General features: G+C 33.3%; 14 protein-coding genes. 11 read left to right on the top strand and 3 right to left on the bottom strand.

What is annotated here, in order from left to right; all coding sequences use genetic code 11:
* The first annotated feature begins 165 nt into the window (after window positions 1-165).
* The gene (locus AMQ68_RS07800; protein ID WP_054510095.1) at window positions 166-1,368 is read left to right on the top strand and encodes a choice-of-anchor J domain-containing protein; all 1,203 of its coding nucleotides are present in this window, start codon (window positions 166-168) and stop codon (window positions 1,366-1,368) included.
* Between the two features lie 60 nt (window positions 1,369-1,428).
* Here AMQ68_RS07800 and AMQ68_RS25300 read toward each other — a convergent pair whose 3' ends face one another.
* Together AMQ68_RS25300 and AMQ68_RS07795 are read right to left on the bottom strand one after the other, a co-directional pair.
* Window positions 1,429-1,587: a hypothetical protein gene (locus AMQ68_RS25300; RefSeq protein WP_160317982.1), complete on the bottom strand. Its 159-nt coding sequence runs from the start codon at window positions 1,585-1,587 to the stop codon at window positions 1,429-1,431.
* 44 nt (window positions 1,588-1,631) lie between these two features.
* On the bottom strand, window positions 1,632-2,459 hold the full coding sequence (locus tag AMQ68_RS07795) for an ion transporter (RefSeq protein ID WP_054510094.1): 828 nt from the start codon (window positions 2,457-2,459) through the stop codon (window positions 1,632-1,634).
* A 62-nt stretch (window positions 2,460-2,521) separates the two neighbouring features.
* Here AMQ68_RS07795 and AMQ68_RS07790 point away from each other — a divergent pair, with 62 nt between their 5' ends.
* The 10 genes from AMQ68_RS07790 (at window position 2,522) to AMQ68_RS07745 (ending at window position 12,960) form a co-directional block, all read left to right on the top strand.
* Window positions 2,522-3,619 carry a Nif3-like dinuclear metal center hexameric protein gene (locus tag AMQ68_RS07790; RefSeq protein ID WP_054510093.1) on the top strand — a complete coding sequence of 366 codons (1,098 nt, stop codon included), beginning with the start codon at window positions 2,522-2,524 and terminating at the stop codon, window positions 3,617-3,619.
* A 2-nt stretch (window positions 3,620-3,621) separates the two neighbouring features.
* Window positions 3,622-4,401, top strand: a complete 780-nt coding sequence (locus tag AMQ68_RS07785) for a zinc ribbon domain-containing protein (protein WP_054510092.1) — start codon at window positions 3,622-3,624, stop codon at window positions 4,399-4,401.
* 193 nt (window positions 4,402-4,594) lie between these two features.
* Window positions 4,595-5,584, top strand: a complete 990-nt coding sequence (locus tag AMQ68_RS07780) for a hypothetical protein (protein ID WP_054510091.1) — start codon at window positions 4,595-4,597, stop codon at window positions 5,582-5,584.
* Between the two features lie 148 nt (window positions 5,585-5,732).
* Window positions 5,733-6,104 carry a PAAR-like protein gene (locus tag AMQ68_RS07775; protein ID WP_369678633.1) on the top strand — a complete coding sequence of 124 codons (372 nt, stop codon included), beginning with the start codon at window positions 5,733-5,735 and terminating at the stop codon, window positions 6,102-6,104.
* Window positions 6,104-9,160, top strand: coding sequence for a hypothetical protein (locus tag AMQ68_RS07770; protein WP_054510090.1), 3,057 nt, complete (start codon window positions 6,104-6,106; stop codon window positions 9,158-9,160). Before AMQ68_RS07775 ends, AMQ68_RS07770 begins: the two co-directional genes overlap by 1 nt.
* Window positions 9,161-9,242: 82 nt before the next feature.
* Complete coding sequence (locus AMQ68_RS07765) at window positions 9,243-10,106, top strand: hypothetical protein (RefSeq protein ID WP_123905646.1); 864 nt, start codon at window positions 9,243-9,245, stop codon at window positions 10,104-10,106.
* A gap of 68 nt (window positions 10,107-10,174) precedes the next feature.
* Window positions 10,175-11,038, top strand: a complete 864-nt coding sequence (locus tag AMQ68_RS07760; protein ID WP_123905645.1) for a hypothetical protein — start codon at window positions 10,175-10,177, stop codon at window positions 11,036-11,038.
* Window positions 11,038-11,874 (top strand): hypothetical protein, encoded by an 837-nt coding sequence (locus AMQ68_RS07755; protein WP_054510087.1) that lies wholly within the window; start codon window positions 11,038-11,040, stop codon window positions 11,872-11,874. The genes AMQ68_RS07760 and AMQ68_RS07755 overlap by 1 nt, the downstream gene beginning before the upstream one ends.
* Window positions 11,875-11,890: 16 nt before the next feature.
* Window positions 11,891-12,316 carry a DUF3592 domain-containing protein gene (locus AMQ68_RS07750; protein WP_054510086.1) on the top strand — a complete coding sequence of 142 codons (426 nt, stop codon included), beginning with the start codon at window positions 11,891-11,893 and terminating at the stop codon, window positions 12,314-12,316.
* A gap of 200 nt (window positions 12,317-12,516) precedes the next feature.
* Complete coding sequence (locus AMQ68_RS07745; RefSeq protein WP_054510085.1) at window positions 12,517-12,960, top strand: DUF3592 domain-containing protein; 444 nt, start codon at window positions 12,517-12,519, stop codon at window positions 12,958-12,960.
* 296 nt (window positions 12,961-13,256) lie between these two features.
* Here the strand turns inward: AMQ68_RS07745 and AMQ68_RS07740 are convergent, their stop codons facing one another.
* Window positions 13,257-14,183, bottom strand: a complete 927-nt coding sequence (locus AMQ68_RS07740) for a hypothetical protein (protein WP_054510084.1) — start codon at window positions 14,181-14,183, stop codon at window positions 13,257-13,259.
* Between the last annotated feature and the right edge of the window lie 139 nt (window positions 14,184-14,322).

Raw genomic sequence — 14,322 nt, 5'->3', positions numbered from 1 at the left:
TTTGATAATGATATTAAATTTTTAATTAATGGTTAATTTTTTATTTAAATGAATTGAATATTAGATTGATAATTGTTTATATGGCAATGTATTATTTGACTGTTTTGTTTTGAAAACCGTAGAGGTATTGTTATTATTGTTATCATATTAATCTAATACTCAAATATGAAAAAACTTTTATTTCTTCTATTAGTATTGCCCATCATAAGCTTTGGGCAATGGACGGAAAATTTTGATGCAGGAACTACTTTACCTGCAGGTTGGGCGGTCATTAACAATGGTGGCGCCAACGGATGGGTTTTTGGGCCTCCCGAAAATGGAACTGCTCAGTCTGGTGATAACGTAGCTTCTATTAAATATGATTCTATAGCACATGATGATCATTTAATTACAAAGGCTATAAATGTTCAAGTTGGGATTAGTAATTATATTTCTTTTTATGTTAAATCAAGTCTGTCTTATTATCTGGAAAATTATGAAGTCCTGCTTTCCACCACAGATCAGACTGCAGCGTCATTTACAACAGTTCTTCAGGCTACAGAAAAGGCACCAAGTAGCTGGACGAAAAAATCTTTTAATTTATCGTCATATGCAGGGCAAACAGTATACGTGTCTATACATGCTACAGATACAGATCAATATGAACTTTATGCAGATACATTTGTAGTGAATGGCCTGCCTCCATCAGTTCCAGCCAATGATACTTGTAGTGGAGCAGTTCCTTTAGCTATAGGTAGTGATTTTAATTCAGGAGCAGTAACCTCTACAAATAAAGATGCTACAACTGATGGGACTGCAATATGCCAAACCAACAGTGGTAATAATGTTTGGTTCTCTGTAGTGGTACCTGCAAGTGGTAATATTACCCTTGAAACAGGTCCTGTTAGTGGGTCTACATTTACTGATACGGTAATGTCCGCCTATGGAGGTACTTGTGGCTCATTAACTCAAATTGCATGTAATGATGATGTGGCTCCTGGTATACTGTCTTCAAAGATTTCATTAACAGGACAGACTCCCGGAGAAACTTTATACATAAGTGTATGGAGATATACAGGAACTTCATCAAATACCACAGGGCAATTCCAAATCTCAGCTTATGATTCAGCGACTCTAGGAACTACAGAAGTTACTGCTAATAAAAATAATATTAACGTATATCCTAATCCTTTTGCAGAAGTACTGAATGTATCAGATGTTACGAAAGTAAGATCAGTTACCATATCAGATGTTTCGGGAAGATTGGTGAAAACAATTGATCAGCCTACTTCAACGCTTCAGTTAGGAGAGCTAAAATCAGGATTGTATTTAGTAACATTGAATATGAAAGATGGTTCTAAGCAAACGATTAAAACAATTAAAAAGTAAATAAATTTTGATTCAATAAAAACGAGACGGCTACATCAGTCGTCTCGTTTTATTTATAAATTATTTGTCAGGAACAGGCTGTATATCACCTGTGCTCATATGTTCAAAAATCGTAGGGAAAAACATTGCGAGTACAAAATAAATGATGATCATTAATGCAATTAAAGCAAAAAGAATAATTACTAAACTGTTTGGCTTATTTTTCTTTTGTGGTTCCATGATTTTGTGGTATTTGGTTAATAGATTAAACGTAATAAGATGTATTAAGCTAATTTCTTGCCACACTGTTTGCAATACCTTGCATCATCATCAATATCTTCATTTCCACATCTGTCACATACTTTTTCAAAATTTTGTCTTTTGTTTTGCATTTCGGCGGTTACAATTCCTGTCGGAACCGCAATAATAGAATAACCGGCCAGCATCAGAACAACGGCAAAAAACTTTCCTAGCGGGGTGATAGGGGATACATCACCATAGCCAACTGTGGTTACCGTAACTACCGCCCAATAAATAGATTGCGGGATGGTTTCAAATCCGGGTCTTCCTCCTTCTACCATAAACATCAAAGAACCAACAATGACCGAAAATATAATTAAGAATAAGAGGAAAATATAAATTTTTCTTGAACTGCCTTTTAAAGCTTTTACAATAACGCTTCCATCATTCATAAAATCAAGGAGGTTAAAAACTCTGAAGACCCTCAACATTCTCAGCATTCTGAAAATAAGAAAATACTTGGTGACCGGAAAGAAAAAACTTAAGTAAAACGGAACCAGTGCTAAAAAATCAATGATTCCAAAAAAACTGAAAATATAATGTTTCCTGTTTTTTACAACAGCGATTCTAGACCAATATTCTGCGGTAAAAAACAGGGAAATGATCCATTCAAGAATAATGAAAGTATAGTGAAATCTTTTATCAAGCTTAGGAACACTTTCCATCATGATGATAAAAGTGCTTATAAGGATCAGAGACAGTAATATAATGTCGAATAATTTTCCGAGTTTGGTGTCAGAACGGTAAATAATTCGGTAAACAAACCTTTTCCACAGCTTATCCTCAGGAATAAGATTATGCTCTCTTTCCATTTTTATTGTTTTTTTTAATGTAACAAATTATCGTTATTTTCGTAGCAAACATACATAATAAAATGACAGTAAGCGAAGTAATTTCAAAAATAGAAAAACGTATTCCGTTGCAGCAGGCAGAAGATTTTGATAATGTAGGATTGCTATGCGGAGTACCCACTCGTAATGTAAGCGGAATTCTGGTTTGTCACGATGCACTGGAAAATGTTGTAGATGAAGCGATTAATAAGAATTGTAATTTGATTGTATGTTTTCACCCAATTATTTTTTCTGGGTTAAAATCTATAACAGGGAAAAACTATGTTGAAAGAGCTGTTTTAAAAGCTATCGAAAATAAAATCGCTATTTATGCGATCCATACTGCCTGGGATAATGATATTTTTGGGGTAAATGCAGGAATTTGTAACCATTTAGGATTGAAAAATTTAAAAATTCTTCAGCCCAAGAAAAATAATTTAAAGCAATTAACAGTTTTCGTCCCTAATGATCATGCAGAGCAAGTAAAAGAAGCATTGTTTTTGGCAGGAGCAGGAAATATTGGTTTTTATGATGAGTGCAGTTTTACGATGGGCGGAAACGGAACTTTCAGACCGATTGAAGGTTCAAATCCTTTTTCAGGCCAACAGAATATTCGGGAGAATGCCGACGAAAGTATGATTTCGGTTATTTTTGAAGCCTATAAACAAGGTCAGATTATCGCCGCTATGAAATCTGCACATCCTTATGAAGAAGTTGCCCATCAGATTCATTCATTGGATAATGAAAATCAATATTCCGGATTAGGAATGTATGGTGAATTGGAGGAGGAAATGGATGAAAAAGATTTTTTAAAGTTTGTAAAGGAAAAATTTAATCTGGAAATTATTAAGCATTCAGATTTTACGCATAAAAAAATTAAAAGAGTAGGAGTATTGGGCGGTTCAGGAGCTAGTGGAATAAAATCTGCGCTTTCTAAGAACTGTGATGCCTATCTTACGGGAGATATTAAATACCACGATTATTTCTTGGCAGAATCAAAGATGCTGATTTGTGATATAGGTCATTATGAATCAGAGCAATTCGTAACTCAACAATTATTTGAAATTTTGTCACAAAAATTTAGTACATTTGCAATTTCGAAATCTAACGAAAAAACAAACCCAGTAAATTATTTCCTTTAGATATGGCAACAAAAACCAACGATATTTCAGTTGAAGAGAAGTTAAGAGCTTTATACGATTTACAGATCATAGATTCAAGATTGGATGAAATCCGAAATACAAGAGGAGAATTGCCAATTGAAGTTGAAGATCTTGAAATCGAGATTGAAGGTCTTGAAAAAAGAGCTGAAAAGTTTCATGCAGATATCAAAGATCAGGACGATCAGATCAAAACGAAGCATGAAGTTATAAACCATGCAAAAACCCTAATTGAAAAATACAAATCTCAACAAGATACGGTAAGAAACAATAAAGAGTTTGAAGCATTAGGAAAAGAAATGGAATTCCAAGATCTTGAAATTCAGCTTGCTGACAAAAGAATCAAAGAATTCGGAGTTAAAATTGCTCACAAAAACGAAACATTAAGTGAATTGAATACAAAGATCGGTGATCTTAAAAACCACTTAAAATTCAAAAAAGAAGAATTAGAGGATCTGGTTTCTGAAACTCAGAAAGAAGAAGATTATTTAATTGAGCAATCTAAAGAATACGCAAGTAAAATTGACGAGAGATTACTAGCTTCTTATACTAGAATCAGAACAAGTTCTCCTACTGGTTTAGCAGTTGTAGGGTTAGAAAGAGGAGCTCCAAAAGGATCTTTCTTCACTATTCCTCCTCAAAAGCAAATGGAGATCGCTCAGAGAAAGAAAATCATTATTGATGAGCATTCAGGGAAAATCCTTGTGGATGACGAATTGGTAATGGAAGAAAACGAAAGAATGAGAACAGTGATTAAGTTTTAATTACTGATTTTACGACCATATAAAAGCTGCTTCATATTTGAAGCAGCTTTTTTGTGGAATATATTTGCCATTGATTTGCTTGAATCTTCGATTTAAAAACGAAATGAAAAGGAGTCTTATTTTAAAAAAAACTTTCATCATATCGTGAGTTTTAGATATTTTCTTTAATTTTAAGAAACCAACACACAAATTGATGAAAGAAATAACACTCTCAAAAAAAGAAATTCTCAGCAGACTTAATAACATCATCATACAACCTCTAGGATTTAAACAGAGGAAATATGGAGTATCTGTAAAGCACTTTTCAAATCTCGAAGAAACTCCTTCAAAAAGGATAGACTATGAAGTAGCAGCAGATCTGAATATTGAAGACGGTAAAGGAATATTGAGGCTGAATAAAGAAAATATTTTCTATAACCAACATCAGCCTGACTTTATCAATGAAATTATTTCAACCGCGCTGTCCGGTGCTATTTATCCTGTAGAAACCTTTATGAATGAAAAAGGGATTCACACAGGAGAAATTAGTAACCATGACGAAATATTGAAAAGATGGGAGATCCAGAAATCCAACCTCTCACAAAAGTACAGCAGTGACAGCCTTACACATTTTTTCCTTGCTTTTGAGGAAAAACTCAATAATAAATTCTTGTTGGGTAAAAGTCTGCATCATGATTGGTTCTGGAATCTGTTCTTTCATCCCAGACTCATTAATTATGGTGATAAAAGAACCGTAGAAAAAGATGTATTTCTGTCAGTAATTCCTTATCAGGATCCATTAAAATTTTCAGGCATTCAAAAAATTGAAAAGATCCCTGTCAATAAGCATACTTTTACCATTCATTTTGAAAGCAAAGAAATATCGGCTCCCGCCTATTTTCATCCTGAAAATTATACTGCGGAAGCTCCTGTTTTGATGACGCTGAAAGTTATATTCGATCATGATCTGTACCATCATTTCCCTATGAATACAATTGCAGAATTAGAAATCTATTCTAAAGACGGTTGGAATCATAAAACACTAATTAAGAAGATTGTTTTCTCCATGTATCAGATTAATACGGACGAATATAAAACTAAAAAATTAAGTAATGACAGTCCTTTTATTACAGGAGGATTGGTTATTGTTCCCCCCAATAAATGGGGCTTTGATAATTTTGAAGGAATAGAAAATGACTGGTAATCATGTTTTTATTTAATAAAAAATTCTTATTTTTACCTAAAACACATCACAAAATGCTGAAAGAAAAAATTGTACAAGGAGCACTTTGCCAATGTAACTTTGGCACCTCCCAGATCAACTTAAAGTATTAACCCAAACGAAATACTATCTGAATGACCACCAAGGCAACAGTAAACTGGCGGCAACCCACAAAGATATTGGATCTACTTTTGAAAAAAATACCTTTGGATCTTGCTCCAAAATGAATAACAATCCCTGTACTGCTACCGTTACGGAATGGAGTGGATATTACGAAAAAGAAAAATATTCCCCACCTGATGGCTTTATTCTCTTGGAAGACAGTAAAGCGACATGTCCCGTGGGAGGAAAGGATTGTATCAGTATTACAAAAACAGGACAGATAGGGGAACCTTCTAAAACAAATTTTCAACGTGCGGATGAGGAATTGCTTTCTCATATAAATCCTTTAATGGATATGAAAGACTATGAGACAAAACAAGAAAACAAATCCGAGAAATAATGGGGAGCAAAGGAATAATACATGTAAAAGTTGAAGAGTCTACCTCTTATGCGATTGTAAAAAGAGATGATTATCAATATGTGGAATGTGAAAAACTGGGAGCTCCCATTACGGCTTTCATCGATGATTATTGTCTGGATAAAGGCACGGTAAATCCTCAATCAACCCTACAAAGTACAAAATGGATCGTGATTGAAGAAATTGTATGGGATAAACTGTTGGCAGAACACGTCAAAGAAACAGGAAAGCAATCATTCGGAGATCTTGAATTTTTCAAGAGCATTCCGGATCGGCATATTTTGGGGAAATTTAATGGTCCTAAAGCAAAGGTTAATCTGGCCAATTTTTCTACACCTCCTACACCGGGAAATATTTATCTGCTGATGCCTTACACCCATTATCCGGAAAACAGGTACAAATCACAGAATCTAAGATTGGTCTATCTAAAAGATCCCTACATCCGGTATATGTATATAGATCCGCCTTCTCAAAACGAGGCCGATATCCCTTTTGGATATGATAGCAAACTGCACTTATACGGGATGTACGCCCATGTTTATATTAGCACGCATCTTCTTCCCGACTTTAGAAAAGTAGGAGAGTTTGGTGGCGACAAAATAATTACAGAGATTAAGGGGGAAGTCTTTTTTGTAAATGATGCCAATGAAGAAGTGAAAATAGATGACTTTAGCATCGATATAGAAAATAATAAAAAAGGGTACAACAGCTATATAGACCTCAAAATTTTTATAAATTCTGAATGGAGGAATGTAGAAGGAGTGCACAATAAACCCAACCAATCTCAGAAATATTACCTCAGAGCAAGAGCTATTACCAAGGATGTCACAGTGAGTATTAATCCTACTCCTCATTATGATTACACCATAACAGATCATAAAACCATCCAACCTGCCTATTATAACACGTATAAGGATTTTCAGAAATGGTTTAAATTTAATGCTGATGAAGAAATGTGGCTGGAAATGGCTATGCAGGCTTTTATTGAAGTGAGATGGGATACGATGGAGATGATCTATAAAAAATTTGAGATTGAGAAAAACAACCAGATACAATATATTGGAGATGTTAAATACCGGGTAAAAGAATTTGACCCGTGTGGCTATAGTACAATTACCGTAAAAGACGAAGTTGATAAGAAAAGAGAGGCGTTAATTCTATTTGATGAAGATGCTTCAGTAATAGATAATACCGATAATTATTTTGAAATTACCACCGGAGAAAAGGCAAAATTGATTTCGATTACATTGGGTAATCTAAAACATAAAGGCGTCTATTGCCAAGGATTATTGTTGGAAGCCGGACAAAAGCATGATAATCTCAACAATGTTTTTCAGATTGAAAGAGCCACCTATGCTGCCATAAGAGATGAAAAGGGCTATAAAACAGAAAAAGATGAAACCCATCAGGATCAATTAGGAAAGGCCAATACCAAAGTAACCAAAGAAAACGAAACAGATTATGATGTCATTAAAAATCCCGACAATTCCAAAATAAAAACAGTACAACATGTGATGAATTGGAAGGAAGGGATCAATTACACCTTCAAAGAAGAAAATGAGCTTGATCTCAATCTCAGATACAATTACAACAAAACATTAACGATTTCTAATGATGAATTCAACCCTAATGTGGTAGGAAATCTTTTCGAGGAAGCTTGGCTGTTCAACTATCTGTGGCTTGATATCGATAAGCACAAGCAAGTGTATTATATTCCCATTGGCTCATGCCGATATCCAAATCAGATTGTAAAAATCAATGTATTACCTGATATAAAATGGACGCTTTTGTTTAAGTTCAATTTCAAGGAAGAAGATTTTAAGCAATTCAAAGAAGAACATCAGTACGAGGTCAATGCATTCTTCATTCACAGAAGCGAAACCACGGTTGCACATACTCCATCAGGAACAACCACCTCCCGATCCAGCATGACAGCGGGTGGTGTTACCCTGCGAAGAAATACAACAATAGTACCTGTACAACGGCAAGGTGGTGTTAAAAGATTGATAGAAATTCTTAAAAATATAAATGTAAGCCTCACTGCAGAATGGAAAGACGAGGAAGATAAAAAACAGGAAAAAGACGTTATTGAAGGATTTGCAACCCAAATTTGTAACTTCTTCGGGAAGATATCAGACATTGCCAAATTGGCGGGAAATCTTGTAGAAGGTGATTCTAATGAAGAAGACCGAAGTAATAAAGAGCAGCTGGAAAAAGAAATAAATAAAATGAAGGGAGGTCGCTCTTTAGACGGTATTTGGAATGCCCTTAACCAGAAAACCCAAGAAACAGAGATTCTCTATCCTTCCATTGCCATTGCTGCATCATGGTATTATGCGAATGCAGATGATCCCAAACAGCCCAATCTGATGGGCAGAAAATCTTTACAAATAGATGCTAAAGTAGAAGCCTCACCCATTATTGGACTTGAAATAAAATGGAATTTTCTTGAGATGTTAGCACGAAAGCATCCTCTTGCTTTTGTTATAAAAAAAGCATTAGATTTAACTTTATATCTTATAGATCCTAGAAATGGACCGAAAGTAACATTTAAATTATCTGGTGAATTAGGATTAAAAGCTAATTTTAAACACAATATGTTGGCGGGTAATGCCTATTCAAAAGGCTACTCAGCTAAAAAAGAAGAACTCATTTCTGGAGCAGCTACCATAAAAGCTGATTTACAAGGATCCATAATTGCCTATGCAACTACTTATTTAATTATAAGTGAGTACACCGTTGGAGGGGAAGCTAAAATTGGAGTCAAAGCAGAAGTAGTTAATAAGGTATACCTTGGAGCAGATATAGATGGGTTATATCTTGCTAATACCACTTCTTTTGACGGCTTTACATTTTATGTAGAATCTGAAGCTAAATTAGAAATCTCATTATTTGGAGTAAAAGTAGTTGATTGGAATCCTAAATACGATCCTGAGCCCAAGAATTGGGGGAAATGTTCTATGGATTGGATAAAAGTATATTTAAACAATCCTGATAAAAAAACTGAATTTGCAAAATTTAAGACCGATGAAAATTAATAGTTTATTAAAATTGGCTCTGCTGGGCATTTGTATCAGCTTCCAATCATGTGCCCAAAACAAAAATGATAATAAAAAAGAAATGAAAGAAATACAATATCAAAAAGAAGGAATGAAATTTAACCTAGAATATGAGCATTCTGATTGTTCATATGAAATCTTAGTGAATGATATGCCGGTCATGATTCATTTTGGATTAGGGGAAAGATCAGGCCTAACAGTAGATATAAACCAATATATACTAAAGCCTGGGAAACAAAATATAACAATCAGAATGTTTCCATCAAAAAACGATGAAAATACATTTTCTTTATCACTTACAGCTAATTCTTTTGTTAAAATAACGTTAGATAAAGTATCTCTTAGTTCCAATCCTATGGATGGTTGGGATGCAATTGCTAAAGGAGAAAAATATCAATGGGATGTTCTAGACTACCAAACACCCAAAATAGAAAAACCTGTTGCTTATGCAGAATATAAAACTTCATTTGAAGTAGATCCTAAAGATATAACTTGGAAAATAACAGGTTGGGCAGACAGCCAAAATCTTAAAAACGATCCTAATATCAGAAAAGAAGTAGATGCTTTTTATGAAGATTTTAAAAAGACGTTGGAATCGGGCAATCAGTCCAAATATGTTTCAATGCTTCAAAACAGTATTTATGAAGAAGCAGCTTCCACTCCTTGGGATAAAAATGCGCTCCCTCAGATCACCAAAAATATGACGGACTATGCCAATGAAAAAAGGAGCTTTATTTATCCTTGTAAAAATGCAGAGCTTAAGTTTTTCGGAGAGGGAAAAGTCGTTACGCTTGTTTGCACAGACATGCTCACTTTTGGATATTCCCCCCTGATCTCAAAATCAGCAAAAAGCATGATGCCAAAAGCACACACTTTTTACCTACATAAACCGAAAGGTTCGGATAAGCTTGAAATTATAAGATAATGAGACTGTATTTTCTATTTTTATTGGTGGCCCTTTCATTTCATAGTTGTGCGCAGAACAAAAGTGAAATGAAAGAAATACAATACCAAAAAGAAGGAATGTTATTTGAGCTAAAATATCAACATGCTGAATGTTCATATGAAATATTAGTCAATGATATGCCGGTCATGATTCACTTTGGATTAGGAGAAAGATCTGGACTTACAGTAGATATAAATCAATACATACTAAAGCCTGGAAAACAAGAGGTAATGATCAGGATGTTTCCTTCAAAGAAAGATGAAAATACATTTTCTTCATCCCTTACACTCGATTCTTTTGTTAAAATAACAATTGGGAAAATAATTGGCAGTTCAGATCCTATGCTTGGATGGAATAAAAGAGCTAAAGGAGAAAAAGTACAATGGGAACTTTTAACCTACCAAACCCCAAAAATAGAAAAACCTGTTGCTTACGCAGAATATAAAACTTCATTTGAAGTAGATCCTAAGGATATCACTTGGAAAATAAAAGGCTGGGGCGAAAGTCAAAACCTTAAAAATGATCCTAATATCAGAAAAGAAGTGGATGCTTTTTATGAAGATTTTAAAAAGACGTTGGAATCGGGGAATCAGTCTAAATATGTTTCAATGCTTCAAAATAGTATTTATGAAGAAGCAGCTTCTACGCCTTGGGATAAAAATGCGCTCCCTCAGATCACCAAAAATATGACGGAATATGCTAATGAAAAAAGAAGCTTTATTTATCCTTGTAAAAATGCAGAACTTAAGTTTTTCGGAGACGGAAAAGTCGTTATGCTTGTTTGCACAGACATGCTCACTTTTGGATATTCGCCCCTGATCTCAAAATCAGCAAAAAGCATGATGCCGAAAGCGCACACTTTTTACCTACACAAACCGAAAGGTTCAGATAAATTAGAAATTATAAGATAATGAGGTTATTAAAATTAATATTCTTGATTCTATTATTGCAAATCTACAAAGGACAAGATAAGAAAAGAACAATTAAATCAGAGGAAATAATCAGTTATGAATTTAATAGAAATAATAAATTGTTTAAACGCAGGGATATTAATTATGGAGAATTTAGCACCTTTAACCATAAAGGGCAATTACAAGAAAAAGGTGTTTTAATATGGGATTATAGTACTCAAAAGGACGAGAGGAGAATTATTGAAAGATATCACTACAAAGATACTCTCTTGGTAGGTATGGAAAAATTCAGAGAAAGCTCAGGCGAAAAGTATCAAGAAATGGAGAATCAGTTCAATGAGGCCCATAAGCTAGAAAAGAAGATTGTCAGAAGTTTTGAAAACGGGAAGGAGGTATTCAAAAAGAACAGTTCTTTATATATGAATATTGAATATGATAATAACTCTCAAATAGGAAAAATGTATGAATATGATGAAGATACAAAAGAATTTAAATTGGCAGAGACCTCAATAAGTACGTTTGATAATAAACAAAATCTGAAGGAAAAAAAAATAATCGACTCCGATAATAAAGTGTTTGAAATCAAGACTTTCGAATATAATAAAAATGAAAAAGTGATTAAGTATACTTCTACAATATCACAAGCTAATCCAAATATAACATACTATTCATACAATTCAAATAATGATCCTATAAAATTAACTAATACATTCGGAAATAATAAAATCGAAATAACGTGTTCTTATAAATATGATGATAATAGTAATTGGATAGAAAAAACACAATGCACTGATGGAGAAGAATATTTAGTCACTCGAAAAATAGAATATTATTAAAAACTAAGAAGAAAAGATGAATAAAGATAAACTTACTGTAGTACTATTTTCTATAATAGGCATAAGTCTTTTATTTTCCAGTATATTCCTTACCTACAGAAGTATTAAAGTCATTACTACCTATGAAACGGCTGAAGGAGTTGTAATTGATTTTCAAGAACAATTGAAAAAAGATAAAGATACAGGAAGAGAAACACTTCTATATGCACCAATTTATGAATATCAAGACAAGAAAGGAAATACCTACAAAGTAAATTCAGGTGAATATTCCAGTAGTAAATCTTATAGCGCTGTAAGACAAAAAATATACTATGAAAAAGATTTTCCTGATATGGCTATTACAGGAATGTTTCAATTATATATCGTCCCTTGCATTTCAATAGTTTTTTGTTTGATTTGCTTTCTTGTGGTGTATTTTGCTAGAAAGCCTTCTGTTATTTAGTTTATTTTCTTTTAGAACCATGTCAAGATTGGAAACCTTGACATGGTTTTTAGAGTCCTTATCAATAGAAACGGGTTTTAGCCCGTTTAAATAAAGAGAGAAAACCAATCGGTTTTAGCCAAAACATAAAAAATATGATGGTCTGTTTTGTAATCTAATTAAAAAAATACTGAAAGGCCTATGATGTTTTGCTGAGTGAAATGGCCTTGCGAATTCTAAAACAAGAAGATGTGGTTTATTATAGTATTAAGAAATATGTGAGGCATGTAAACTTAGTGGCTAACGGAGTTAAAACAACTGGGATAATAACAGAGTATAAAGAAAGTTGGTCATATGGTAAGGATAGTAAAAAGAGAAAAACCAAAACAAAGATGTATTCCCCAGTGATTCAGTATTATGATGATATGGGGAAATCTTATATACTTGATTCAGACTATAGCAGTAATAGTAAAGAATGGTCTGGTGATATAATCATTTATTATGACGTTAAAGATTCTCAAAAAGCAATACGGGGAGGATTTTGGCATTTATGGTTTGGGCCCTTCATCTTATTATGCTTATCTTTTATTCCTCTAGGAATCGGAGGGTATATTCTAAAATATTATATCGAATGCATTTTTCAAAGGGCTCGTAAAAATAAATAGTGTCTCTTTAAATCAACATTTTGAAATTACCACCGGAGAAAAGGCAAAATTGATTTCGATTACATTGGGCAATCTAAAACATAAAGGCGTCTATTCCAAAATAAAAAGAGTACAACATGTTATGTAATGTGGCAGGAAATCTTTTCGAGGAAGCTTGGCTATTTGTGGCTTCATACGTTTGGAGTATAAAGAACTACTTGCTAAAAAAGTTAATGACTCCGTTTAGGTCGTGAGATAAATTCTCCTGTTTTTTACTTTTCGTGAATGAGCTCATAACTCATGCTTATGTTTTGCTTCTATAATTTATCAGCAGGTTTTATAATTAATTTTTCATCTTTTCTTATAAACAATATCCAAATCCAAGCAAATGAAGCGAGTATAAAAGAAATAATAATATTCTCATAAAATAGGTCTTTTATTGCTTGGTTTGTTTGAAGTTCCCAAATTGAATGATGTATAGTTAAGCCCTGTTTTACAAGTAATGCAATTACAGTCATAATGTTTGCAATAATTATGCTTATAATATTGGTTATAAAAATAATATATTTTGTCAATTTTCCCTGTGGTCCTTTAAAATAATCATACCCTAAGAGTTCTGTAAATATGATAACCAATGCCATTCCAGAAGCAATCCGTCCTAAATATACTGCAAATAAAATCCAAAGTATAATTCCTGGAATAGAAAAAATAATTGAGCCTAAAAACCCTGTCAAATAATTTTTTTCTTTTGAAATTCTTTCTTTTTCAATTTCATGAAATCTGTTATTTTCCTGGTAGAAACAAGTGCTACAAAGTAATATGCCAGTATCATTTAGGGTATAATAGTTAATATTCTGATGTGTTCCACAGTTGTGACATTTGTTTTGCTCTGATATATTTAATTTTTTGAAAAGGTCAACCAAAAAGTCGAACAAAGAATAAATAGTCTTGAGCTTAGTAAAAATCAAGTTTTCGGTGAATTGAAAATAAACGCTATTGTCCGTAATTTCAAAGGATGTAAATTTTAGTTTTTTTTTGTTCGTGGCTAACTCTGTTTTGATTTGTGTCTTTTGTTCTTCTGTTAAGCCGCCAGTTGTCACTGTAACAAATTTAAATTGAGGGGTACTTAGTAAACTAGCGTCTGAAACGTTGAAAAAGTATCTTTTATAAAGTCCAAATACTCCGCTTTCTGTTTTATACCAGTCAAGATCTTTTGCTATTTTTTTTGCTTTTGGAAAAATCATCTTTGTTTATTTTGTGGATATACTAATTTAGGGGGCCAGTAAAAGTTAGGCATAAAACCTTATTTTTAATATATGAAAAGAGGCAGGAAAAATTTATGATCCGGCTTTTAAGACCATAGCGGTTGAATTAAGCAATGAT

The organism is Chryseobacterium sp. ERMR1:04 (assembly GCF_001297705.1).
In the GTDB taxonomy this organism is placed as follows: Bacteria; Bacteroidota; Bacteroidia; order Flavobacteriales; family Weeksellaceae; genus Chryseobacterium.
The sequence above is the reverse complement of the archived record's forward strand: the minus strand, read 5'-3'. Positions and strand labels throughout refer to the sequence as shown.

Excerpts from the sequence above, each read along its gene's own strand:
- AMQ68_RS07740 (WP_054510084.1), bottom strand. The coding sequence starts at position 14,183 with ATGATTTTTCCAAAAGCAAAAAAAATAGCAAAAGATCTTGACTGGTAT.
- AMQ68_RS07800 (WP_054510095.1), top strand. The coding sequence starts at position 166 with ATGAAAAAACTTTTATTTCTTCTATTAGTATTGCCCATCATAAGCTTT.
- AMQ68_RS07750 (WP_054510086.1), top strand. The coding sequence starts at position 11,891 with ATGAATAAAGATAAACTTACTGTAGTACTATTTTCTATAATAGGCATA.
- AMQ68_RS07770 (WP_054510090.1), top strand. The coding sequence starts at position 6,104 with ATGGGGAGCAAAGGAATAATACATGTAAAAGTTGAAGAGTCTACCTCT.
- AMQ68_RS07780 (WP_054510091.1), top strand. The coding sequence starts at position 4,595 with ATGAAAGAAATAACACTCTCAAAAAAAGAAATTCTCAGCAGACTTAAT.
- AMQ68_RS25300 (WP_160317982.1), bottom strand. The coding sequence starts at position 1,587 with ATGGAACCACAAAAGAAAAATAAGCCAAACAGTTTAGTAATTATTCTT.
- AMQ68_RS07765 (WP_123905646.1), top strand. The coding sequence starts at position 9,243 with ATGAAAGAAATACAATATCAAAAAGAAGGAATGAAATTTAACCTAGAA.
- AMQ68_RS07795 (WP_054510094.1), bottom strand. The coding sequence starts at position 2,459 with ATGGAAAGAGAGCATAATCTTATTCCTGAGGATAAGCTGTGGAAAAGG.
- AMQ68_RS07760 (WP_123905645.1), top strand. The coding sequence starts at position 10,175 with ATGAAAGAAATACAATACCAAAAAGAAGGAATGTTATTTGAGCTAAAA.
- AMQ68_RS07785 (WP_054510092.1), top strand. The coding sequence starts at position 3,622 with ATGGCAACAAAAACCAACGATATTTCAGTTGAAGAGAAGTTAAGAGCT.
- AMQ68_RS07745 (WP_054510085.1), top strand. The coding sequence starts at position 12,517 with ATGGCCTTGCGAATTCTAAAACAAGAAGATGTGGTTTATTATAGTATT.
- AMQ68_RS07755 (WP_054510087.1), top strand. The coding sequence starts at position 11,038 with ATGAGGTTATTAAAATTAATATTCTTGATTCTATTATTGCAAATCTAC.
- AMQ68_RS07790 (WP_054510093.1), top strand. The coding sequence starts at position 2,522 with ATGACAGTAAGCGAAGTAATTTCAAAAATAGAAAAACGTATTCCGTTG.